Here is an 18,796-nt window from a genome sequence, read left to right on the forward strand (position 1 = left end):
GGTGTAAGTCATCATGAGTCAGTTGATTGACAGACGACAAAATGCAGGTAAGAAAAGCACCGTGAATCGCCAACGCTTCCTGCGTCGTTATAAAAATCATATCAAACGTGCGGTATCTGATGCAGTTGGCCGGCGCAGTATTACTGAAATTGATCAAGGCGAACAAATTTCCATTCCGGCCAAAGACATTTCAGAGCCGCATTTTCGCCACGGACAAGGTGGGCAAGTAGAGCGCGTGTTACCTGGTAACGATGAATTCATTACCGGGGATAGAATCAAACGTCCTTCCGGCGGCGGCAGTGGGGGTGGTGGCGGCAGCCAAGCCAGCGATAGTGGAGAAGGAGAAGATGACTTTGTCTTTCAATTAACTCGTGAAGAATTCCTGGAATTATATTTTGAAGACTTGGAACTTCCTGATTTAGTTAAAAAAGAACTGGCTCGCATAAATACCTTTAAATCCATACGTGCAGGCGTCACTAGCAGTGGTACTCCCACCAATATTAACGTACTGCGCTCCATGCGGCAGGCAACAGCCAGACGAATCGCATTAGCTTCGCCCTACAAACGTCAACTACGTCTTGCGGAAAAAGAACTTGAACACTTGCAACAATCTGCCGCCCCTGAACAGCTTGAGGTTCTACGTCTGCAACGCGACATCGAATTTCTGAAAAAGAAGATCCGCGCGGTTCCTTTCATTGATACCTTGGATTTACGCTATAACAATCGTATTCGTGTTCCTGTGCCATCCACACAAGCCGTCATGTTTTGCATCATGGATGTCTCAGGCTCGATGGATGAGCCTAAAAAAGACATTGCCAAACGTTTCTTTATATTGCTTTATCTTTTTCTTACCAGAAACTATGAAAAAATTGAATTAGTTTTCATTCGCCATCACACGTCAGCCAAGGAAGTCAATGAAGAAGACTTTTTTATTCTCGCGAAACGGGTGGTACAGTCGTGTCCAGTGCTCTGGAATTATTAAGCAGCATCATCGAAACACGTTATAATCCTTCCGCTTGGAATATATACGTTGCCCAAGCTTCCGATGGCGACAATTGGAATGCAGACTCGCCTTATTGTCTGGAATTATTGCAAGAAAAAATCATGCCTCTCTTGCAATATTTTGCCTACATTGAAATTATGCCTCGTCATCATCAAAGCTTGTGGGAAGTCTATCAGCAGATACATAAGAAATATTCCAATTTTGCAATGGAAAACATCGATGACGTCGCCGATATTTATCCGGTATTTCGGGAATTATTTAAAAGGAAGACGGCATGAGGAAAGAACCATTATCACGAGGCGCAGAATGGACCTTTGATTTAATCCAGGATTATGATCGCGAAATCGCGCGAATTGCCAAAGAATTCAAGCTTGATACGTATCCCAATCAAATCGAAGTGATTTCGGCCGAGCAAATGATGGATTGCTATGCTTCTGTTGGCATGCCAATAGGTTACCACCACTGGTCTTTTGGTAAGCATTTTGTTGGCGTAGAAAAAAGTTACCAGCGTGGAGAAATGGGACTTGCTTATGAATTGGTGATTAACTCCAATCCCTGCATCGCCTATTTAATGGAAGAAAATAGCATGACCATGCAGGCACTGGTAATAGCCCATGCTTGCTATGGGCATAATTCTTTTTTTAAGAACAATTATCTATTCAAAATGTGGACATCCGCTGATGCCATCATTGATTATCTTGTCTTTGCCAGAAACTATATTAGTGAATGTGAAGAGCATCATGGCATCGATGAAGTGGAAGCCATTTTGGATGCTTGTCATGCCTTAATGAATTACGGGGTGGATCGCTACAAACATCCAGCAACCTTATCCATTCAGGAAGAAAAAATCCGCCAACAAAACCGGGAAGTGTATTTACAGTCTCAAGTGAACGAATTATGGCGTACTATCCCGCGTAGTAAGGAAGTCGCACAAAACCGCTCACAGCAGCGGTTTCCCGCAGAACCTCAGGAAAATATCCTTTATTTTATTGAAAAAAACGCGCCCTTGCTTAAACCCTGGCAACGGGAAATTGTGCGGATTGTGCGCAAAATCGCCCAATATTTTTATCCACAGGGTCAAACTAAAGTCATGAATGAAGGCTGGGCTTGCTTTTGGCATTACACGTTACTGCATGCTCTGTATGACGAGGGCTTGGTCACGGATGAGTTTATGCTGGAAGTATTGCAAAATCACACCAACGTCATCATGCAGCCTCCGTATAATAGCCCTTATTATTCAGGCATCAATCCTTACACGCTTGGCTATCATATGATGCAAGACATCAAACGCATCTGCGAGAATCCCTCAGATGAAGACAAACAATGGTTTCCTCATCTGGCTAACAGCAATTGGCTAACCAGCCTCGATACTGCCATGCGTAATTTTAAAGATGAGAGCTTTATTGCTCAATACCTGTCACCGCGCGTCATTCGCGACTTGAAATTATTTCACATTATGGATGATGACCGCAATCCGGAGCTAATCATTGGCGCCATTCACAATGAACAAGGTTATCAACTGATTCGTGAAGCTTTATCAAGGCAGTACAATTTGGGTAATCTGGAACCAAATATTCAAATTTATTCTGTCAATTTGGAAGGTGATCGGACATTAACGCTGCAATACACTCAACAAAACCGAATCCCTTTAGGAAATACAACCCAGGAAGTATTGAAACATTTACATACTTTATGGAAATTTCCTATCATCCTGCAAACCATCGATATCGGTGGCCAAGTAATAGCCGAGCAACATTGCCCGCCAACGGCTAACCACAAACCGGAACATGATTAAATTATAGATTGCCTTGTCTATTCAATGAACAGCACTCATTAATACATCGCCTGTGGATCCATTAAAAATGGCAGTAATAAACTGTACGTTTTAAACCCTAGTTGTTCACTTAAGCCTTTTGCCATTCCCGGTGCCATCAACTGTGATACAGCATACTCACATTTTAAGTAACTCCCCACGTCATCCCGAGTGCAGCGAGGGATCTGCCTGCAGTGGCACAATTTTTAAAGTAGCGATGGATACAAATCGTTCCATTCAGGATTCAATGCATTAATCAAATCATGCTTCTTTTTTCGAGACCACCCTTTGATTTGTTTTTCTCGCTCAATAGCCATGACGATGCCTGAACAAACTTCAAAATAAACCAGTCGATCCACATGCAACCATTGTGTTTTTCCGGCCACACGAAACCCTGTTTCATCCAGGTTTTTTACGGCAGCAGTTTTGACTGCAGACAATACCGATTCTTCAAATGATGCCAATGTATCAAAGGCAATCCGGTTATATCCAGTCCGTGTTGCAGTAGCCAGTTGAATTCCGTACAGGTCATAAAACAACTGTTGCAGCCTGTCTTCTGGAATAAAATGCTGATATTGATAATACACGCTCCAACTACGAATAACTTCACCGTATTGGACAGGGGCAAGAACACCTGCAGGAAATGCTGCTGTTATCGTTTTATTACAGCACTCGCAATATTTTACTTCAACCTGATGTTCCGTGACTTCAATTTTGGGTAGTGGAATATCAAAAACCTGGCGCTTCACAATTCCAATCACCGGCGTTGAAAGTAATGAACCATAACAATCCGGGCATGTTAGCAATACATGGTTTTTGACAATATCTGGTGATTTAATCTGTTTTAACGTTTCGCCCTTGTGGCCTTTTGGCCACCACTGTTACGTTTCCCATTTTCACGTAGTGATGTCGTACGGCGTAGTTTGCCTAACCCGTCACTTGACGGGGGGCTTTGAGCTGTTGCTGCTATTCTTGTTCAGTCGTTTTTCCAGCTCTGCTATTTGTGCAGCTTGCTGTTCTACGATTTTTTCCAGTTCAGCAATCTTTGCCAAAAGCGTTGTGATGATTTGTTCATGGTCTTTCATGCAGCTATTTGATCATAACCGCATAATTTTTCAAGTGTTTTTTACATTAATTTAATACCTGCCAGTTGCTGGAGATCCCTCGCTGCACTCGGGATGACGTGGGGAGTTACCATTTTAAAGTCATTGCTTCCTTGATTACATGCTGAGCAAGCGCAGTACATAAACCGTGTTTTTGAAATCTGGCCAGCGTCGCACCATTGTATAAGCCAACAGTTTGGCCATCGGTATACGTGGTTAAGGTGGACACAGGCTCTCCCTCGTAATACCCTAGGTAATATTTAAACTTTCCCTGGGGACCATAAGATTTATACATATCTTTGAAATCCATTTTAATGGACTCAGATAATTGAAACACTTCACACAGGATAGTTAAAAACAGCTCGTATTCCTTATGAGTATTAACTGCTCTTACTTTAATTTTATCGTTAACGGTAGTGAATGTTACCTCGTCTAATTTGGCAGCTATTCCTAAGAAATCCCCTAAAGAATGAAATCCTTTTGCCTCTAAATCGGTTTTGATTGCAGCAGGAATGGGCTGATTGCTGAATCCACCACCAAACAAAGGGCCGTCTTTTAACCGTGTAAAAATCAATGAGCGCTTGCAAATCATCCTTTATGAAGGATTGCGAATTTTTATAATTATTAAATAAGCCATTAAAAAACGGGAACTCACAACCGCTAAAATAGAAAAGAGAACCACCTATATCTTCGATTCCCGAACCTTCATGAGAAGAATGTTGCACGGCAATGCTCATCACGTCAATTAAATTATCAATGATGGCTGCAGAAATAGCTTGATTTATCACGGTTAATCCTGTGCTTTTACAAAAAAATGGATTTTAGCGGCAATATCCAAGCTTGCAAATCCCCTATCCATTTAGCTGCTCAAGAAGCCCTACTACGCTTATGCCGCAGCAAGCTCAATGGCAAAGGCAAGACCCAATCGAGTAAAATTGGTCATATGCTCAAGATTGAGTAAATCCAGCGTATCCGAAGGTGTATGAATGTAAGGGTTATGTGCTTCAAAACTGGTTTCACAGGGAAATGCCGCCGGAATACCAGCCTCCGTCCAGGATGCATGATCACTGCAGCCATAGCCACATTTGGAATAGGCAACAGGAACATTTATGTATACTTGAATCAGCTTAGTCATAAAAGCACTTAACTCTTTATCAGTGTAATCCTTAAAAACCCAGATGGTCTTATCCTCGGGTTGATTGCGAAAACCAGTCATATCAAATTGAATGGCTGCATGCACTGGAATGGCATGATTTAGAAAATAGCGTACCACCTGTTGGGAGCCAACCAAGCCTTGTTCTTCAGCGGCGTACCAAATAATATAAATAGGACGCTGTAATTTAAAGTCTGAAGCCAACAAAACACGCGCCACTTCCATCGCCGTTGCGGAACCACTGCCATCATCGCCGGCACCAGGCATTCGTTCGTGCTCATGTTCGCCAAGTGTATCCATATGAGCACCAAGAATTACGGCCGGCGCCTGAATATCCTTCCCAATCACGGTAACCAACGATGGTTGTCTATAACGCCCACCACTTGTCACAAAAAAGTTTGTGTGTCTTCTCGCCCATACGTGACGGCTAACCGTTCAAATTGCTCTTTCAACCAATGAGCAGTTTGCACTCCACTTTTTTGAGTCGCTGAGCGATTGGTAAACGTTGTCATTTGCGTCAAAGTATCCCAGAGATTATCCGCTTGGATTGTTTTTAATGCTTGTCGCACTATTTTCCGATGACCAATGGAGTACTTTTTGGCCGTAGGAGATGCCAAAGTGGCAACGGCCGGTTTTTGCAACAAGCCTGATGCCATTTGTTGTCGACCTTCGAAAGATAATTCATGAAAACGATGGCTAATATTCATAAAGCGCCCACAATGAACTTGATGCGCAAGTCGACTGACTTTATCGACCTCATTTGCCGGAACTTCCAAGATTTTAAAGGCGCGATCTTCTGCAAGCACAGCATAACCGGGCGACAATTCGGATGCCAGGCAGTGCGGAACTTGTATTTGCTCAACGGCAGGTGCAGCCTCAGCAACCCATTGGGAACCCCATAAAACGCCACCAATTAACCCAGCTATCCAATGTACTTTAGACATCATTCATCCTTATTTTTATCAGTAAATTGTTAATCATAGTCCAATGCAAGTAGAGAGCAATCTTATATGATTCCCATCAAAATAGATACATAACTATACTTAATGTATAAATTTTTACGGATTATTAACAGATTTATTCAGCATTTCTTAAGCTTAAGCAACTAAAATTAACAGCATACACTTTACTTAAAAGGAAAATATTATGGCAAAAGCTCAACAAGTTCTCAGTGAACTTAAATCTTTCATGCAAGAAAAAATCGATTCCGCACAATCCCGCATGGATGAAGGTCTTCATGAAGACGCCCTTGAATTGCTTGTCGAAGCCCTTGATGAACATTTTAGGACAATGGGCGGACTTTCCCAAATATATCGAGGTGGTGAAGCCGATGTTGAACAATTAAAAGTAGATGTACGTGGTTTATACGAACACGCCAAAGGGCTACAAACAACTTGTCAATCTGCATTAGCCGCTGAAGAAGAGAGTCATCAACAACGAGAAGCACTGTATGAACAAGCACATCTTGCTGCCGAAGAACGCCGGGTTGCCGAAGAGCGTGAGCGCGCACTCGCCGAAGAACGTCGGGTTGCCGAAGAGCATGAACGCGCGCTCGCCGAAGAACGTCGGGTTGCTGAAGAGCGTGAACGCACGCTCGCCGAAGAACGTCGGGTTGCTGAAGAGCGCAGGGCAGTAGAAGAGCGCAGAGCAGCGCAAGAACGTGAACGCACCACAGCCAAAGAGCGAGCAACCACCACCATCAATAAAGCCTTTGAGGAATTTCAAGGGGTAATATTTCGAGGCTTAGCCGATAATCTTTCACAACCCTCTCAAAGAAAACACGACATCTATTCTGCAGCACAAACATTGCTCAATGACTTAAAACTTGCAACGCAGACGTATTTAAACGATCCGCTGAATCCAACTGCGCAAACAGCTTTTAAAGCAATTTGCAACGATTTAATTGAGCAATCACTAAAAGGCGATATTGCCAAAGAACCAACGCTTGCTCAAGCTTGTCTTAAATGTTTGCAAGAGATCGTAAACGCAGTGGTTAAGTATACCGTGGGCCTGATTCCAGGAGGGCCTCAAAGAATGTTTGCCGTTGCCGAGACAGAGACCGTCAAAGAACTTAAAGCGCTGCAAACCAAACTCAATAAAGGTGACTTAACCGCACCTGACGTTGAACCCGAAAATTTTCGTCAAGAACTATAAGCAAAACTTGGTTTCAATCCGCCCATCCTTCCTCGGATGGGCTATTCCTCAGTAACCTGGATAACACAAAGCGCTATCCAGGATCAAAACGCACCGAAACTACTCCAGTAACCCAGCTCAAAACGAAGAGCAATCGTATATGCTTTTTTCAAATAAGAGTCATTATTGAACTATAAGTGCAAAAATTTACACATTCTTAACAGATTGATTCAGCATTTCTTAAGCTTAAGCAGCTAAAATTAACAGCATACACATTACCAAAAGGAAATATCATGCCACGCACTCCAAGAGAACGATTACAGGAAAAATTAAAATATGAAGCTCACGTCGCAGAAAGAGAAAAGCTTATCGAGCAGCTTACCGCTGAACTCGACAAACCGCATAGTGGGCAACTATCTTTCGAAGTTGCTCAGCAAATCATAAATCTCAATATCAGGAAAGAGCATGGATCAAAGCCATGGTATGAGGCTGATCAACCGTTCACAAAAGAGCATGCACAACACATCGCTACACTTGATGGCCGTCTTCGTGAAATAACAACCCAACTTCAAGACCGTGCACGCCTTGTTGCTGAAGAGCGTGAGCGCACAGGCACCGAAGAACGCCGTGTTGCTGAAGAGAGTGCACGCAGAGAAGCGCAAGAACGTGAACGCACCACAGCCAAAGAGCGAGCAACCACCACCATCAATAAAGCCTTTGAGGAATTTCAAGGGGTAATATTTCGAGGCTTAGCCGATAATCTTTCACAACCCTCTCAAAGAAAACACGACATCTATTCTGCAGCACAAACATTGCTCGATGACTTAAAACTTGCAACGAAGACGTATTTAAACGATCCACTGAATCCAACTGCGCAAACAGCTTTTAAAGCAATTTGCAACGATTTAATTGAGCAATCACTAAAAGGCGATATTGCCAAAGAACCAACGCTTGCTCAAGCTTGTCTTAAATGTTTGCAAGAGATCGTCAACGCGTTTGTTAAGTATACCGTGGGCTTGATTCCAGGGGGACCGCAAAGAATGTTTGCCGTTGCCGAGACAGAGACCGTCAAAGAACTTAAAGCGCTGCAAACCAAACTCAATAAAGGTGACTTAACCGCACCTGAAGCTGAACCTGAAAGCCCTCGTTCAGAACTATAAGTAAAGGTTAGTTTTCAATCCGCCCATCCTTTTTCGGATGGGCTATTCCTCATCGTAGCCTGAATAACGCAAAGCGCTATCCAGGATCAAAACGCCCAGAAACCGTTCTTATATTAAACAATAGGGTTGTTTAAATGCTAAAGCAAACAAAATATTTACAAAAATAAGCAACTATGCTAGCATGGTTCGGCCCAAACCATGGTAACTATTTAATCAAAGTGGAGAAAAGCATGGCAAGCTCAAGACAGACAACCGTAGCTCGATTACAAGAGTCATTAAAATTTAAATATCATGTTGAAGTAAGAGAAGAAGTGATCGCATCCCTTACGGCTAAATTGACCCAACCGCGAGTAGACGCGCAAGAATCAGTAAGACTCATAACAACTGCCATGGCAGCCAAACTTCGCAGAAACCATGGGGCAGATGGCTGGTACAGTACTAACCCTACTTTTACCAAAGGACATGCAGAACAAATTGCGCAATTAGACCTGAAAATCAGTGAATTGGTCGCTCAATTGAATGAACGTTATTCTGAACAACGCCGCCAAGAACGTGCCGCTGAAGAGCGTCGTCTTGAAGAACAACATCGTCTTGAAGAACAACATCGTCTTGAAGAACAACGTCGTCTTGAAGAACAACATCGTCTTGAAGAACAACATCGCCTTGAAGAACAACATCGTCTTGAAGAACAACATCGCCTTGAAGAACAACGTCACCTTGAAGAACAACGTCATCTTGAAGAACAACGTCGTCTCGAAGAGCAACGTCGCCTCGCAGAAGAGCCAGCCGCTCCTCACAAACTTACCGCCGAGGAAGAACAAGCAGCACGTGAAATTGCAGAAAAAGTTCGTGCTTTAAATGAAGCCGAGCGCACGACTGATGATGTCCTCATAGAAACGGGTTCCCTCAGTTCTGTAAGTGGTTCCGATGACGAAACAGAAGCCCAACAAGCTAAAATTACCGCAGCAATCAAACCTATTCAAACCGCATTGGATGCACTTACTGCCAATGTTTCAGCTTTGGAAGATAAGATTACGGACAATTCACGCTACCGCTTGATCCATGCCGCCGCAAATGCGTTGCTTACCAAGCTGCAAGGTTATGCCGATGAATATTACAAAAATCCTTTAGATAAAGACACTCGCGCAACTTTCCAGCGTCAATGCACAGAAGCCGTCGATGCTGCAAAACAAGGCGATTTGGCCAAAGAACCAAGATTGCTGCAATGTTTCATAAACTTCCTGAAATCCATCGCCAATGGCTTCGGGTTTGCCATCACCTTTGGCCAAAACAGCAATCTCTTTTTTGCTCCTGCCAAAACAGCGGCTGTTGCTATGGTTGAGGACATTCAAAAGCAAATCAATGCCGGTTTAGTAGATATTGAAGCACCCCATGAAGCATCTACCATAGCCGCTACCCTATAAAGCAGCGCATTTTTGCTGAAAATCTTTTTCGGCATTCCAGCTCATACGCGTTGGAATGCCGTTTTTAAATCACTTGCTTTCCCAACATGGCAACATTTCTTTTCCTTATAGGCGTATTGATTATTCAAGCTAACCTGCTGAGATAAGTTCAAACGAAATCTTCTGGATTCCAGCTAAGCATCTCCTGGTCAGCATTTAAATCTCACCCAATTGTTATTGATAATCATTTTCATTTGTAATAAAGTACCAATCTTATTATTGCAGTCCAACTGATGATTATGAATTTATCAAGAAAACGCTTAAAAAAACTGCCTTATCATCTCACCTTGCTGTTGCTGACCGCAGGCGCCAGCTTAATTATTGGTTTCTTAAGTTTTGGTGGCATGTATGCCTTATGGCCAATCCTTCCTCTCGCTTTTGCAGCTTTTGGGCTTTCTGTCGCTTACGAAGGGGAAATTTATTTACAAAACATCAAAGGCGCGTTGAATAAGCTTTTTAAACACCAGCATTTGGAACGCCAGCTGGCCAAAGAGTATTTGTTCAAACAATTTCCCGATACAGCGTCTGAAGATTGCCCCCTATTTTTCAAAGATTATGAAGCTCAACTCAACTTACTCCATGCATTCGGACATACCCGCCTGGATAAAGCAAGTCAGGCACAAAAAAAGCAGGTAGAGAAAACACTACGCGACATGGAAAAATGGTTTGCAGTGCAATTGTTTGCCCAACATAACGATGAAGAAGAATTAACGGCCTACGAACTCGAATTGCGCAACTGGCTTGCCCGTCATGAACAAGACCAATGGCGGACACGGCTTAATCAGCGCCGTAATACGTATCTTGGAGTAAAATTGTTCAGTGGCCTTGCCGGCTTATTTATGGGGCTAGGAACCACCTATCTTTTAGTGGAAGCTTTTTCCACCATTCCCTTCATGGCAGCCATTTCTTTTACCGCTTGGCCACTGTTGATTGTCCCTATGGCCATCATGGCAGGTTCTGCTTACGCTTTGCTGACTTACAATGCAATAACCGACATGATAGCCAATGATACATTGCGCACATGGTATAGAAAAATCCGCGATGACTTAAGCCATGGCGTAAACTTGCGCAGTATCTTCATGGCCGTCATGGCCATCGCACTGGTTGCCTTGGCGCTGGCATTAACCATTTGCACCGCCGGCACGTGGTGGACAATTGCCAAAGAAGCTCGACCGCTTTTTACCTGGATGAGCAAGATGCCAAGCTTCATCATGGGGATTATTACCCCCATGATTACTGGCTTATCGGCTGTGGTATTCAACTTGCAAAACACCAGTGAGTCATTGGAAATGCTCGATGACGCCACGCGCATGCAAAGTAATATATTTTCCCGTATGTGGAATGGCATTAAACATGGTTTTAGTCATTTACAACAACATGAAAACTGGCTGCAACTGTTCAATCCCTTCCGCCTATTGTTAAAACTCACGCTCACGCCCTTACGCATTCTCTTATTTTTCGGTCATTTGATTAGTATTGGTGTTACCGCCGATCGTGTGCCTGGCGTCTCGCAAATTGCTTCAGCACTTCTTGGTATTCTTAGCGAAGGATTTGAAGACGCTCATTATTTCCTTGGCCATGATCATGACGACGACGATCATAAACATCCTGATACGCACAATGTCAAAGCCTTATTACAGGAACGATTAGGAGAAGAGCATGGCCATGATCATGAAGCGGACCTGCCTACCCGCTTTCTTAAATTGCTTTTTTCACCCATTTATTTTCTCGCGGCCAGCTGGGATTATTTAACCAGCAAAATGAATACGGCACCACGCAAAGCCATTACCTTCGCCCGTGCCTGGGACAAGCAACTGGGTCTTTCAGAAGAAAAAACGGTGACGCTTCCAAAACAGGCAGCACGGCCTTCATCTGCCTGGACGATTGAACATGCGCTTTATCGCATTGAACGGCATAAAGAAAAGCAATTGCAAAGCGCCTGGATTGGTCAAGGCATTGCTCAGGAAAAAAGCAAGCGCTTAACTCAACTGCAAAAAGACATACGGCAATTAGAGGCTTCTGATGAAACGACCGTAAGTACCCGGCTGGCTGCTGAAAAACAAGCTATTTACTGCAAACATCGCTTTTTTGCTTCCGGTCCCACAAGCACCACCACCTTCCTGGAGGAGTTGCCACAAAGAATCGCCAGCCCTGCGGCCTGATAGAACACCTTGATAACCTGTTAGCGCTGCACGTTAACCAGGTTACAGTAAAACGTTCTCCGGGGCATCATACCCCAAAGATTAAGACTCGGCGAGCAAACTCTTTATTCCTGCCAGATGCGATTTTGCCAAAGCTTTAGATTTGGCTTCATTACGATCACCGGCACGCCCAAACCACTCCAGGCTGTCTTGCGGTAATTCATCCAAAAAACGGCTGGGAAGGCAATCCTGCAACTCCCCCCCTCGACGTCTTTGCTTTGCAAGGGAAATGCATAATCCCTTTTGCGCGCGCGTGATGCCAACATACGCCAATCGGCGCTCTTCTTCTATTTGCTCTTCATCAATACTGACGCGATGAGGCAATAACTCCTCTTCCATGCCTACCAAATAAACATAAGGAAACTCCAATCCCTTGGAAGCATGCAACGTCATCAATTGCAGGGTATTACTGTCATATTCGTCCGCTTGTTCCAGGATATCGATTAAAATCAGCTTATTGATGACATCCGTCAAATGACCATCCGGTTCTTTATTTAACAGGCGCTCTACCCATTCAAGCAACTCCCACACATTATCCATTTTTTTTTGTGCTTTTATGGGAGTATCACATTGCTCATACACATAAGCTTCGTAACCACTATCTTCAACCATTTCCCGCAAAACTGCAGCAACAGAACCTTGCCGGCAGCGCAAGCGAATGGACTCCAACCATTGCTTGAAATTCTGCAAGGCAGCGCGCGGTTTATCATCCAGATATTCGGATAACGCTAAATGATCACAACAGGCATAAAGGCTTTGTTCTCTCGCTTGCGCGTAGTGGCCCAATGCCGAAAGCGTTGCCTCCCCTATGCCGCGCTTAGGCGTATTAATCACTCGTAAAAAAGCAGCATCATCCAATTCATTGCTTAACAGCTTAAGATAGGCAAACACATCTTTAATCTCGGTGCGAGCAAACCAGGACTGACCACCACTGAGGCGATATGGAATACCATGGTGACGCAATACTTTTTCAAATATCCGGGATTGATGATTACCTCGATATAAAATGGCATAATCCCCATAAGACTTCCCCGTACGCAACTTATGGCTGATAAGATCAGCAATGATTTGTTCCGCTTCATCCTGCTCATCCTTGCAACACAAAACACGAATTAAGTCGCCATACCCCAGCTCACTCCATAATTTTTTGGTAAACAAGTGGGAATTATTGGCAATCAAATGATTTGCCGCATTTAAAATGCGTATGGTTGAGCGGTAATTTTGCTCAAGTTTGATGAGTTTTAACTGTGGATAATCTTTTTGCAACTGCTCTAAATTTTCAGGCCGGGCACCTCGCCAGGCATAAATGGATTGATCATCATCCCCCACCACCGTAAAACGTGCTCGTTCACCGGCTAATAATTTTACCAACGCATATTGGGACGTATTAGAGTCTTGATACTCATCAATCAATAAATGACGAATCTTATTTTGCCAACGTTCCCGACTATCCGCCTGTTGTGTCAGTAGCAAAACTGGCAAGCGAATCAAGTCATCAAAATCAACCGCATTGTAGGCTCGCAATAATTGTTGATACTGTGGATAAAGCGCTGCTGCCTCAACGATTAATGCTTCTTCGCTTCCTCGTAATTGCACTTCCTCTGGCGCCAATAATTCATTTTTCCAACGAGATATTTGCTGTTGTATACGCAATAAATCTTCACGTTGATTGGCCCTTGAGGCAGGAAGCAAGTTACGCAGCATTTGCAAGCAATCTTCCTGATCGAAAATACTAAATCCTCGTTTAAGACCACAACGGCCAACTTCCCGTTTAATAATCGTTAATCCTAACGTATGAAACGTTGCCACATTCAGGCCACGACGAGTGGCTGGAGGTAACGTGGATGCAACACGCTCACGCATTTCATTAGCCGCTTTATTGGTGAAAGTAACCGCATAGACGCTCTGGGCAGCATAGCCACACTGTTCAATCAAATAGGCAATTTTTTGGGTAATCACCCGAGTTTTACCACTGCCCGCACCAGCAAGCACCAGTAAAGGTCCATCGATGTATTTAACCGCCGCCATTTGTTGCGGATTAAGCATATAATACTCGTACAAAAAAAGGCCATTATGCCACGTAAAAAAGATAGGGAAAACGTCGTTTACTATCATCCCGAAAAAAGCCGTGTGCAAGGGGTCTGTGAAGTTACTTCCACTTTTTCCAGAATGACACCTAGGGAGCAAAGAAAGTGTGCTAGAATCGCATTTTTTAATGAGCAAATTGCCCCATGAACGAAACCGATACCCTCCAACGCTTCCTCTTTGAACACGCCAGCATTCGCGGCGAAATTGTTCATCTGCAAGAAACTTACAAAACCATCATGAATCAACATCATTATCCCCCTCAGGTTAAAAACCTTTTGGGTGAAGCGCTAGTTTCCTGCATTTTATTGACGGCCAGCATTAAATTTGAAGGGGAAGTAAGCCTGCAATTTCATGGAGACCAACGTCTGTCGTTACTTATCGTCCAATGCAATCATCAACTGCAGGTGCGGGCCTTTGCCAAATATCAAGAAAATAAACATGCCATCGATTACCATGAAGCCTTTTTACAGGGAAAAATGGTGCTCACTATTAATCAATACCAACAAACACAAGCGTATCAAAGTGTGGTACCTATTCGCTCTATCTCAATGAGTGAAAATCTCATGCATTATTTTGCCCAATCAGAACAAGTATCCACGCGCGTTTGGCTGGCCGCAGATGACCATCAAGCTGCCGGCATGTTGCTGCAATTAATGCCGGGACAAGACACCTTGCAACGTGAACAGTTTTGGGAATATGCTGTTCAACTTGGGCAAACCATCACTGAAAAAGAATTACTTACTTTAGATAATCCCACCATTTTACATCGTTTGTATCATGAAACCGAATTGCGCTTATATCCGGCACGAGCCATACAATTCCACTGCCGCTGCAGCACCGAAAAAATGAAAGAAGTACTTAAAATTTTAGGAGAAGAAGATCTCAAACAGCTGCTAGCCGAAAAAGGCAACGTGGAAATTAACTGTGATTTTTGCAACAAACGTTACGCGTTTGATGCCATTGATATCACCATGCTCTTTCGTCAATAGGGAAATAAGTACTCTGACATCATCCGATCTAGATTGCCGGAATTGGAATAGCATCCAAACGTTTTTCCAGCTCATTGACTTTGCTTATGGAATTGGTTTCGCTGAAAAATAAAAACCGGCCATTCACTGCCAAATTGATCAACCCCGCAGCAAGATAACCCACGCCCAGACCCAGAACAGCAAGCCCAATATTGGCCAAAATGTAATTGTAATCCCGATGTTTTTCCAACTCCGGTCGTGCCGTCCTAATCGCATCGTCGCAGGTACGTTTAAATGCTTGATAGGTTACAGCATTTTCATTACGTCGATAGACTTCCAATGCATCGCTAAGGGCTGTATGCAACGCTCTGGCGCTACGAGCCGCTAACCCGTAAGTAGCATGATCTTTTTCAGCCTTATGTTCAAGTTCGCTTGCTTTCGTGTGTAAGATAAGCAATTGATCCATAAATTTTTGTTTTGCAGGATCTGCCATAACGTTGGCTTGATGGTACGCTTCCAGACAACGTGCTTTTTCTTCTGCTGATATAATGTTGCGGTCAACAAACACCGTCAGGACCTGACGAAATTTTGCCTCATCAATCGGCGCTCGAAATTGTGCATGCATATGCGTTTCATCGCGATCAAACGCATCTTGGTGGTATTGGTCATGATCAGCATCTTCTCGATGAATAAAACGGCGGACACCTAACTGTGTGGCCCCATGAGTGTATTCAATCATTTGAAATTGCTCTTCTACAAAATTCGTCACTTCAGCGTAGTAACAATCAAGCTCTACAAACACAGGAAGCCCAAAGAAAGATGCGAGTTGCATGGATTTGCCACCGTTTTTTAGGATACAAGGTAATGGTATCGTTAAATAAACTGATATTGACTTTTTCACAAAGATGAGTAAATGCTCGCATGTCAGGCCTTGATTTGAAAAATTTCCATTAGGCACATCATCGTGCCTAATTAATTTTAAAATGTCAGGTCATTATAAGATTAAAAGATTAACAATTTATTAAGGCCTTTCACTGCATCGGCAAATCAATCGCTGCCAATATGCTGTCATGAGCATCAGCAATGTGTAAATAATTACCACGCATGGCCTGCAAAATTTGCTTTAGCGTCATAAATTGCGCACTTAACTGAAAATACAAAGCAGCTGATTCACTATCCTGCAATTCACCAACCGTCATGTACGCGGCTTGCCCCATATCACTGAAATAATCAAGGCTGACATGGCGCCTCATTGCCATACCGGGGAAAAGTCCGCAAAGCAACAAGCTTTTATCACCGACATCACGAAGTAATTCAACCTGGCGTCTGCCCGGTAAACGCATGGATTCGAGGAAATCAAGTGCAAGAACGGATTCGAGTAATTGCGTGGCTTGAGAAAAACGCATCAATAAAAATACCAAATAACTTTCAGTGTTTTCATTAAGTACCAGGCGAGTGGATGCTTGAGCCTCATTCACTAAAGCATGCCATTGGCTAGTGTCGGTGGGATGCAGAATTAATTTTTTCATAATTATCCACCTTTTTTTCATATGGCTTATTATTAGTGTAGCAAAGCTTGTGCCACATGAAAGGGTTTTTATTACAAAAGAAGCAGGCCTATTGTATAATGGTAAATACATATACAAAAACAATTTGTCCACACGGGTATAACGATTTTTAATGTGTTTCTTCATTTTCTCTTTTTTATAAAAGGCAAAAGGATTTTAAAAATCTCCTCCTGCCTCAAAAAGAGTGTTTCCAAGAAGAACGTTTAAAAACAGTTGTACCAGCAGTATGTAATTATATTAAGGTTCCTATGATAGAAAAAATCCGTAATATTGCCATCATCGCGCATGTTGATCATGGCAAAACCACCCTCGTTGATAAATTATTACAACAGACAGGCACTTTGAATGAACGCGCTCCTATGGTTGAACGCCTCATGGATTCCAACGCCTTGGAAAAAGAACGCGGCATTACTATTTTAGCTAAAAACACTTGCGTTCATTGGCAAGGCTATCAAATTAACATTGTTGATACCCCAGGGCACGCCGACTTCGGCGGCGAAGTTGAACGCATATTATCGATGGTTGACAGTGTGTTGCTGCTGGTGGATGCTGTAGATGGCCCCATGCCTCAGACTCGCTTTGTGACTCAAAAAGCTTTTGCGCGTGGATTAAATCCAATCGTCGTTATTAATAAAATTGACCGGCCAGGTGCCAGACCTCATTGGGTTATGGACCAAGTGTTTGATTTATTTGATAATCTTGGAGCAAGTGATAAACAACTGGATTTCCCTGTGATTTATGCCTCTGCGCTTCATGGTTATGCAAAACTCAATTTAGAAGATAATCACGAAGATATGCAACCCTTATTGCAAACCATCATCGATAAAGTAAATCCGCCCGACGTTGATGAACAAGGCCCTTTTCAAATGCAAATCAGCTCACTGGACTATTCTTCCTACGTAGGAACCATTGGCATTGGTCGAGTGAGCCGCGGACAAATTAAAGCCAAATCACCTATTAAAATCATTGATAAACATGGCGAGGTGCGCAGTGGACGTTTACTGCAACTTTTAGGATTTAAAGGTCTTGAGCGCATTGAAATTGAACAAGCAAGCGCTGGGGATATCATCGCCATAACCGGTATTGCTGAATTAAATATATCCGATACCATTTGTGATCCGGCGCATGTTGAAGCCATGACTCCACTCACCGTTGATGAACCCACGATAAGTATGACCTTTCAGGTTAATGACTCTCCTTTTGCTGGACAAGAAGGAAAGTTTGTTACCAGCAGAAAATTGCGCGAAAGACTGCAAACTGAGTTACTGCATAATGTTGCTTTACGCGTTGAAGATACTGAAGATCCAGATAAATTCCGTGTGTCGGGTCGAGGCGAGCTGCATTTATCCATCCTTATTGAAAATATGCGGCGTGAAGGTTATGAATTGGCCATTTCCAAACCGGAAGTCATTTTACGCGAACAACAAGACGAATTGCTTGAACCTTATGAGCGATTGACCGTGGATGTTGAAGAAAGCCATCAAGGCAGCATCATGGAAAAATTGGGTGAACGTCGCGGCGAATTACAAAATATGCTGCCCGACGGCAAAGGGCGCGTACGATTGGATTACCTGATCCCCACTCGCGGATTGATTGGTTTCCATACAGAATTTTTATCCAGCACGTCCGGGACAGGTCTCATGTATCATGTTTACGATCATTACGGTCCAGCCATCCGTGGACGAATTGGTAAACGCAACAACGGGGTGCTCATAGCCAACTGTCAAGGTACGGCGCGTGCATTTGCCTTGTTTAATCTCCAAGAGCGGGGACGCTTATTCATTGAACCACAAACGGTTTGCTATGAAGGCATGATCGTTGGCATTCACGCTCGGGATAATGACTTGGTCGTTAATGTTACCAAAGAAAAACAATTAACCAACATCCGCGCTGCTGGCAGTGATGAAAATATTATCCTGACGCCACCCGTTAAGTTTTCACTGGAACAAGCGTTAGAATTCATTGACGAGGATGAGTTGGTTGAAGTGACCCCACAATCCATTCGCTTGCGTAAAAAAGAATTAAAAGAACATGAGCGTAAGCGTACAGCAAGGGCTGCAAATAATGAGGACTAAGAATTTTCTGGCCTTTGCTTTTTAATTTCCCCCATGCAAAAGGGGATTAGGAAGGATTTTGAACGTTC

General features: G+C 43.3%; 15 protein-coding genes and 1 pseudogene. 8 read left to right on the plus strand and 8 right to left on the minus strand.

The window, feature by feature from the left end; genetic code table 11:
- Positions 1-13 precede the first annotated feature (13 nt).
- A pseudogene (locus LOA_RS12320) lies at positions 14-1,281 on the plus strand (YeaH/YhbH family protein).
- Complete coding sequence (locus LOA_RS12325; RefSeq protein WP_025386601.1) at positions 1,278-2,798, plus strand: SpoVR family protein; 1,521 nt, start codon at positions 1,278-1,280, stop codon at positions 2,796-2,798. Before LOA_RS12320 ends, LOA_RS12325 begins: the two are co-directional and overlap by 4 nt.
- 224 nt (positions 2,799-3,022) lie before the next feature.
- On the opposite strand, the gene LOA_RS12330 is transcribed toward LOA_RS12325, so the two are convergent.
- The 5 genes from LOA_RS12330 to LOA_RS15630 form a co-directional block, all read right to left on the minus strand.
- Positions 3,023-3,622 carry an IS66 family transposase gene (locus tag LOA_RS12330; RefSeq protein WP_081726659.1) on the minus strand — a complete coding sequence of 200 codons (600 nt, stop codon included), beginning with the start codon at positions 3,620-3,622 and terminating at the stop codon, positions 3,023-3,025.
- Between the two features lie 129 nt (positions 3,623-3,751).
- Positions 3,752-3,901 carry a DUF6444 domain-containing protein gene (locus LOA_RS14765; protein WP_158423059.1) on the minus strand — a complete coding sequence of 50 codons (150 nt, stop codon included), beginning with the start codon at positions 3,899-3,901 and terminating at the stop codon, positions 3,752-3,754.
- Positions 3,902-4,007: 106 nt separating this feature from the next.
- The gene (locus tag LOA_RS12335) at positions 4,008-4,511 is read right to left on the minus strand and encodes an N-acetyltransferase (RefSeq protein WP_025386603.1); all 504 of its coding nucleotides are present in this window, start codon (positions 4,509-4,511) and stop codon (positions 4,008-4,010) included.
- 294 nt (positions 4,512-4,805) lie between these two features.
- A complete protein-coding gene (locus LOA_RS15625) occupies positions 4,806-5,462 on the minus strand; it encodes a M20/M25/M40 family metallo-hydrolase (protein ID WP_238551262.1) in 657 nt (218 codons plus the stop codon).
- A complete protein-coding gene (locus LOA_RS15630; RefSeq protein WP_238551263.1) occupies positions 5,459-6,016 on the minus strand; it encodes a zinc-binding metallopeptidase family protein in 558 nt (185 codons plus the stop codon). The genes LOA_RS15625 and LOA_RS15630 overlap by 4 nt, the downstream gene beginning before the upstream one ends.
- 202 nt (positions 6,017-6,218) lie before the next feature.
- Between LOA_RS15630 and LOA_RS14835 the strand changes: the two genes are divergently transcribed.
- From LOA_RS14835 to LOA_RS12360, 4 genes are all read left to right on the plus strand, one after another.
- A complete protein-coding gene (locus LOA_RS14835; RefSeq protein WP_025386604.1) occupies positions 6,219-7,226 on the plus strand; it encodes a hypothetical protein in 1,008 nt (335 codons plus the stop codon).
- 272 nt (positions 7,227-7,498) lie between these two features.
- Positions 7,499-8,365 (plus strand): hypothetical protein, encoded by an 867-nt coding sequence (locus LOA_RS12350; RefSeq protein ID WP_025386605.1) that lies wholly within the window; start codon positions 7,499-7,501, stop codon positions 8,363-8,365.
- Positions 8,366-8,595: 230 nt separating this feature from the next.
- Positions 8,596-9,789, plus strand: a complete 1,194-nt coding sequence (locus tag LOA_RS13925; RefSeq protein ID WP_025386606.1) for a hypothetical protein — start codon at positions 8,596-8,598, stop codon at positions 9,787-9,789.
- A 278-nt stretch (positions 9,790-10,067) separates the two neighbouring features.
- Complete coding sequence (locus LOA_RS12360; protein WP_025386607.1) at positions 10,068-11,990, plus strand: hypothetical protein; 1,923 nt, start codon at positions 10,068-10,070, stop codon at positions 11,988-11,990.
- 81 nt (positions 11,991-12,071) lie between these two features.
- Here LOA_RS12360 and LOA_RS12365 read toward each other — a convergent pair whose 3' ends face one another.
- Positions 12,072-14,075 carry a UvrD-helicase domain-containing protein gene (locus LOA_RS12365; protein WP_025386608.1) on the minus strand — a complete coding sequence of 668 codons (2,004 nt, stop codon included), beginning with the start codon at positions 14,073-14,075 and terminating at the stop codon, positions 12,072-12,074.
- 185 nt (positions 14,076-14,260) lie between these two features.
- Between LOA_RS12365 and hslO the strand changes: the two genes are divergently transcribed.
- Entirely contained in the window at positions 14,261-15,106 is an 846-nt protein-coding gene (hslO, locus tag LOA_RS12370; protein WP_025386609.1) for an Hsp33 family molecular chaperone HslO, read from the plus strand.
- A gap of 28 nt (positions 15,107-15,134) precedes the next feature.
- Here hslO and LOA_RS13930 read toward each other — a convergent pair whose 3' ends face one another.
- Positions 15,135-15,917 (minus strand): hypothetical protein, encoded by a 783-nt coding sequence (locus LOA_RS13930; RefSeq protein WP_148294909.1) that lies wholly within the window; start codon positions 15,915-15,917, stop codon positions 15,135-15,137.
- Between the two features lie 199 nt (positions 15,918-16,116).
- On the minus strand, positions 16,117-16,614 hold the full coding sequence (locus tag LOA_RS12380) for a hypothetical protein (protein WP_025386610.1): 498 nt from the start codon (positions 16,612-16,614) through the stop codon (positions 16,117-16,119).
- Positions 16,615-16,901: 287 nt separating this feature from the next.
- Between LOA_RS12380 and typA the strand changes: the two genes are divergently transcribed.
- Positions 16,902-18,728: a translational GTPase TypA gene (typA, locus tag LOA_RS12385; RefSeq protein WP_025386611.1), complete on the plus strand. Its 1,827-nt coding sequence runs from the start codon at positions 16,902-16,904 to the stop codon at positions 18,726-18,728.
- Positions 18,729-18,796: the final 68 nt, after the last annotated feature.

Origin of the sequence: Legionella oakridgensis ATCC 33761 = DSM 21215 (genome assembly GCF_000512355.1) — a bacterium.
GTDB classification, from domain to species: Bacteria; Pseudomonadota; Gammaproteobacteria; order Legionellales; family Legionellaceae; genus Legionella_A; species Legionella_A oakridgensis.